Genomic DNA, 5,582 nt, shown 5'->3' with positions numbered 1-5,582 from the left:
TAGTGAAGTTGCCCTTCTGGGCTGGTCATCGTTGTGGTGGTTGGTTTGGTTGGTGTGTCTGATCCTTGAGAACTCAACAGCGTGCACTTGTCAAATGCCAAATATCCTCGTCCAGGCTTTTGTCTGGTTGGGATTCCTTTGGATCAATTTAATGGATGTCAGTGACATTTGTTTTTGGTCAGTTTCGAACTCGCTGCATGATCATTTTTCTGGTTGTGTATGCATTTTTTCTTTATGGAGAGTTTGATCCTGGCTCAGGATGAACGCTGGCGGCGTGCTTAACACATGCAAGTCGAACGATGAAGCCTAGCTTGCTGGGTGGATTAGTGGCGAACGGGTGAGTAACACGTGAGCAACCTGCCCCTGACTCTGGGATAAGCGCTGGAAACGGCGTCTAATACTGGATATGAGCCTTCCACGCATGTGGGGGGTTGGAAAGATTTTTTGGTTGGGGATGGGCTCGCGGCCTATCAGCTTGTTGGTGAGGTAATGGCTCACCAAGGCGTCGACGGGTAGCCGGCCTGAGAGGGTGACCGGCCACACTGGGACTGAGACACGGCCCAGACTCCTACGGGAGGCAGCAGTGGGGAATATTGCACAATGGGCGGAAGCCTGATGCAGCAACGCCGCGTGAGGGATGACGGCCTTCGGGTTGTAAACCTCTTTTAGCAAGGAAGAAGCGAAAGTGACGGTACTTGCAGAAAAAGCGCCGGCTAACTACGTGCCAGCAGCCGCGGTAATACGTAGGGCGCAAGCGTTATCCGGAATTATTGGGCGTAAAGAGCTCGTAGGCGGTTTGTCGCGTCTGCTGTGAAATCCCGAGGCTCAACTTCGGGTCTGCAGTGGGTACGGGCAGACTAGAGTGCGGTAGGGGAGATTGGAATTCCTGGTGTAGCGGTGGAATGCGCAGATATCAGGAGGAACACCGATGGCGAAGGCAGATCTCTGGGCCGTAACTGACGCTGAGGAGCGAAAGGGTGGGGAGCAAACAGGCTTAGATACCCTGGTAGTCCACCCCGTAAACGTTGGGAACTAGTTGTGGGGTCCTTTCCACGGATTCCGTGACGCAGCTAACGCATTAAGTTCCCCGCCTGGGGAGTACGGCCGCAAGGCTAAAACTCAAAGGAATTGACGGGGACCCGCACAAGCGGCGGAGCATGCGGATTAATTCGATGCAACGCGAAGAACCTTACCAAGGCTTGACATACGCGAGAACACCCTAGAAATAGGGGACTCTTTGGACACTCGTGAACAGGTGGTGCATGGTTGTCGTCAGCTCGTGTCGTGAGATGTTGGGTTAAGTCCCGCAACGAGCGCAACCCTCGTTCTATGTTGCCAGCACGTAATGGTGGGAACTCATGGGATACTGCCGGGGTCAACTCGGAGGAAGGTGGGGATGACGTCAAATCATCATGCCCCTTATGTCTTGGGCTTCACGCATGCTACAATGGCCGGTACAAAGGGCTGCAATACCGTGAGGTGGAGCGAATCCCAAAAAGCCGGTCCCAGTTCGGATTGAGGTCTGCAACTCGACCTCATGAAGTCGGAGTCGCTAGTAATCGCAGATCAGCAACGCTGCGGTGAATACGTTCCCGGGTCTTGTACACACCGCCCGTCAAGTCATGAAAGTCGGTAACACCTGAAGCCGGTGGCCCAACCCTTGTGGAGGGAGCCGTCGAAGGTGGGATCGGTAATTAGGACTAAGTCGTAACAAGGTAGCCGTACCGGAAGGTGCGGCTGGATCACCTCCTTTCTAAGGAGCATCTGGCATCTCTTCGGGGGTGTCCAGGCGCCGTGTCGAGCGAATGTCTCGGCCGGTTGCTCATGGGTGGAACATTTGACGAGGCTCTCATTGGGGATGTCTGGGTTTAGTACGCCGCGCTTGCGTGGTTGGAAGGGTCTGGGTGTGTCTGGTGGGGGCGTGCACGTTGTTGGGTCCTGAGGGACTCAGGCGGGCGGATCTTTGTGGTTCGTTCGGCTTCCTCTTGGGCTCATTCCTGGTGCTGGCTTTTGCTGGTGGTGGGGGTGGGTACCGCCCGTACTTTGAGAACTACACAGTGGACGCGAGCATCTTTTGAACCGGCCTTCGGGTTGGTTCGGAAAAGATGATCTTAAAGATCATTAGTCAATTTCGACGCGAGCCTTCGGGTTCGTGTTTTCGATTTTTTGATTTTGGACTCATGTATCAAGTCTTTAAGAGCAAACGGTGGATGCCTTGGCATCTGGAGCCGAAGAAGGACGTAGCAATCTGCGATAAGCCTCGGGGAACTGATAAGCAAGTTTTGATCCGAGGGTGTCCGAATGGGGAAACCCCGCCAGGCGGCGTGCTGACCTGGTGACTCCCGCCTGAATATATAGGGCGGGTAGAGGGAACGCGGGGAAGTGAAACATCTCAGTACCCGCAGGAAGAGAAAGCAACAGCGATTCCGTGAGTAGTGGCGAGCGAAATCGGATCAGGCTAAACCGAGTACGTGTGATATCCGGCAGGAGTTGCGTATTCGGGGTTGTGGGACTTTCCATGCCGCTCTGCCGAGTGGTGAACGTGATGCGTCGATATAGGTGAACGGTCTTGAAAGGCCGGCCATAGTGGGTGCCAGCCCCGTAACCGAAATGTCGGGTCGCAGCGTGGAGAGTATCCCAAGTAGCACGGGGCCCGAGAAATCCCGTGTGAATCTGTCAGGACCACCTGATAAGCCTAAATACTCCCAGATGACCGATAGCGGACAAGTACCGTGAGGGAAAGGTGAAAAGTACCCCGGGAGGGGAGTGAAATAGTACCTGAAACCGTTTGCTTACAAACCGTTGGAGCCTCCTTAGTAGGGGTGACAGCGTGCCTTTTGAAGAATGAGCCTGCGAGTTAGCGATATGTGGCGAGGTTAACCCGTGTGGGGTAGCCGTAGCGAAAGCGAGTCTGAATAGGGCGATTCAGTCGCATGTCCTAGACCCGAAGCGAAGTGATCTATCCATGGCCAGGCTGAAGCGACGGTAAGACGTCGTGGAGGGCCGAACCCACTTAGGTTGAAAACTGAGGGGATGAGCTGTGGATAGGGGTGAAAGGCCAATCAAACTTCGTGATAGCTGGTTCTCTCCGAAATGCATTTAGGTGCAGCGTTGCGTGTTTCTTGCCGGAGGTAGAGCTACTGGATGGCCGATGGGCCCTACAAGGTTACTGACGTCAGCCAAACTCCGAATGCCGGTAAGTGAGAGCGCAGCAGTGAGACTGTGGGGGATAAGCTTCATAGTCGAGAGGGAAACAACCCAGACCACCAACTAAGGTCCCTAAGCGCGTGCTAAGTGGGAAAGGATGTGGAGTTGCTTAGACAACCAGGAGGTTGGCTTAGAAGCAGCCACCCTTGAAAGAGTGCGTAATAGCTCACTGGTCAAGTGATTCCGCGCCGACAATGTAACGGGGCTCAAGCACGCCACCGAAGTTGTGGCATTGACATTATTGGTAGGCCTTCGTGGTCCAGCCGTGTTGATGGGTAGGAGAGCGTCGTGTGGCGAGTGAAGCGGCGGGGTGACCCAGCCGTGGACGCCACACGAGTGAGAATGCAGGCATGAGTAGCGAAAGACGTGTGAGAAACACGTCCTCCGAAAGACCAAGGGTTCCAGGGTCAAGCTAATCTTCCCTGGGTAAGTCGGGACCTAAGGCGAGGCCGACAGGCGTAGTCGATGGACAACGGGTTGATATTCCCGTACCGGCGAAGAACCGCCCCAATCAATCCAGTAATGCTAAGTGTCTGAATCCCAGTGACTGATCCCTTCGGGGTGACGGGCTGGGCCTAGCGCACGACCCTATGCTGGTGCGGTTAGCGTATTAACAGGTGTGACGCAGGAAGGTAGCCCATCCCGGGCGATGGTTGTCCCGGGGCAAGTGCGTAGGCCGAGTCGTAGGCAAATCCGCGACTCATGAAGGCTGAGACACGATGCGGATGAAAAGTGGGTGATCCTATGCTGCCAAGAAAAGCATCGACGCGAGGTTCTAGCCGCCCGTACCCCAAACCGACTCAGGTGGTCAGGTAGAGAATACCAAGGAGATCGAGAGAATCGTGGTTAAGGAACTCGGCAAAATGCCCCCGTAACTTCGGGAGAAGGGGGGCCATCCACTTATATGAGCTTGCCTCAAAAAGGGTGTGGTGGCCGCAGAGACTAGTGGGTAGCGACTGTTTACTAAAAACACAGGTCCGTGCCAAGTCGCAAGACGATGTATACGGACTGACGCCTGCCCGGTGCTGGAAGGTTAAGAGGACCGGTTAGCCGCAAGGCGAAGCTGAGAATTTAAGCCCCAGTAAACGGCGGTGGTAACTATAACCATCCTAAGGTAGCGAAATTCCTTGTCGGGTAAGTTCCGACCTGCACGAATGGCGTAACGACTTCCCAACTGTCTCAACCGCGAACTCGGCGAAATTGCATTACGAGTAAAGATGCTCGTTACGCGCAGCAGGACGGAAAGACCCCGTGACCTTTACTACAGCTTGGTATTGGTGTTCGGTGTGGCTTGTGTAGGATAGGTGGGAGACTGTGAAGCGGATACGCCAGTATTCGTGGAGTCGTTGTTGAAATACCACTCTGGTCACTCTGGATGTCTAACTTCGAACCGTAATCCGGTTCAGGGACAGTGCCTGGTGGGTAGTTTAACTGGGGCGGTTGCCTCCCAAAAAGTAACGGAGGCGCCCAAAGGTTCCCTCAACCTGGTTGGCAATCAGGTGGCGAGTGTAAGTGCACAAGGGAGCTTGACTGTGAGACTGACAGGTCGAGCAGGGACGAAAGTCGGGACTAGTGATCCGGCAGTGGCTTGTGGAAGCGCTGTCGCTCAACGGATAAAAGGTACCTCGGGGATAACAGGCTGATCTTGCCCAAGAGTCCATATCGACGGCATGGTTTGGCACCTCGATGTCGGCTCGTCGCATCCTGGGGCTGGAGTAGGTCCCAAGGGTTGGGCTGTTCGCCCATTAAAGCGGTACGCGAGCTGGGTTTAGAACGTCGTGAGACAGTTCGGTCCCTATCCGCTGCGCGCGTAGGAAGTTTGAGAGGATCTGACCCTAGTACGAGAGGACCGGGTTGGACGAACCTCTGGTGTGTCAGTTGTTCCGCCAGGAGCACCGCTGATTAGCTACGTTCGGGATGGATAACCGCTGAAAGCATCTAAGCGGGAAGCCGGCCTCAAGATGAGACTTCCATACCCTACGGGGTGAGAGGCTCCCAGCCAGACTACTGGGTTGATAGGCCAGATGTGGAAGCACGGCAACGTGTGCAGCTGACTGGTACTAATAAGCCGATGACTTGATAACACCACCAACTTTTCCTGGTGCTTGCGTCCACTGAGTGGTTCCCGATGTACGGTCGGGACACCACACACAACAACATGACTTTTGTTTGTGTGTACGACTGAAACATCAAGAGAGTTTCGGCGGCCATAGCGAGAGGGAAACGCCCGGTCCCATTCCGAACCCGGAAGCTAAGCCTCCCAGCGCCGATGGTACTGCAGGGGAGACCCTGTGGGAGAGTAGGACACCGCCGGACACCCATCACCGAAATGGCCACCCAACGCAGGGTGGCCATTTCGCGTTAACACACCGATT

General features: G+C 54.9%; 3 rRNA genes. All 3 read left to right on the top strand.

The features are described 5' to 3' along the window. Positions 1-231 precede the first annotated feature (231 nt). The 3 genes from K0817_RS00785 to rrf all read left to right on the top strand — a co-directional run bounded on the left by K0817_RS00785 (position 232) and on the right by rrf (position 5,523). A 16S ribosomal RNA gene (locus tag K0817_RS00785) occupies positions 232-1,753 on the top strand. A gap of 430 nt (positions 1,754-2,183) precedes the next feature. After that, positions 2,184-5,291 (top strand): 23S ribosomal RNA (locus K0817_RS00780). 115 nt (positions 5,292-5,406) lie between these two features. Further along, positions 5,407-5,523: ribosomal RNA gene (rrf, locus tag K0817_RS00775) — 5S ribosomal RNA — on the top strand. The 16S, 23S and 5S rRNA genes sit together here, the layout of an rRNA operon. Positions 5,524-5,582: the final 59 nt, after the last annotated feature.

The organism is Microbacterium sp. HD4P20 (assembly GCF_019449275.2).
Lineage (GTDB): Bacteria > Actinomycetota > Actinomycetes > Actinomycetales > Microbacteriaceae > Microbacterium.
This window is presented reverse-complemented; position numbering and strand designations above follow the sequence as displayed.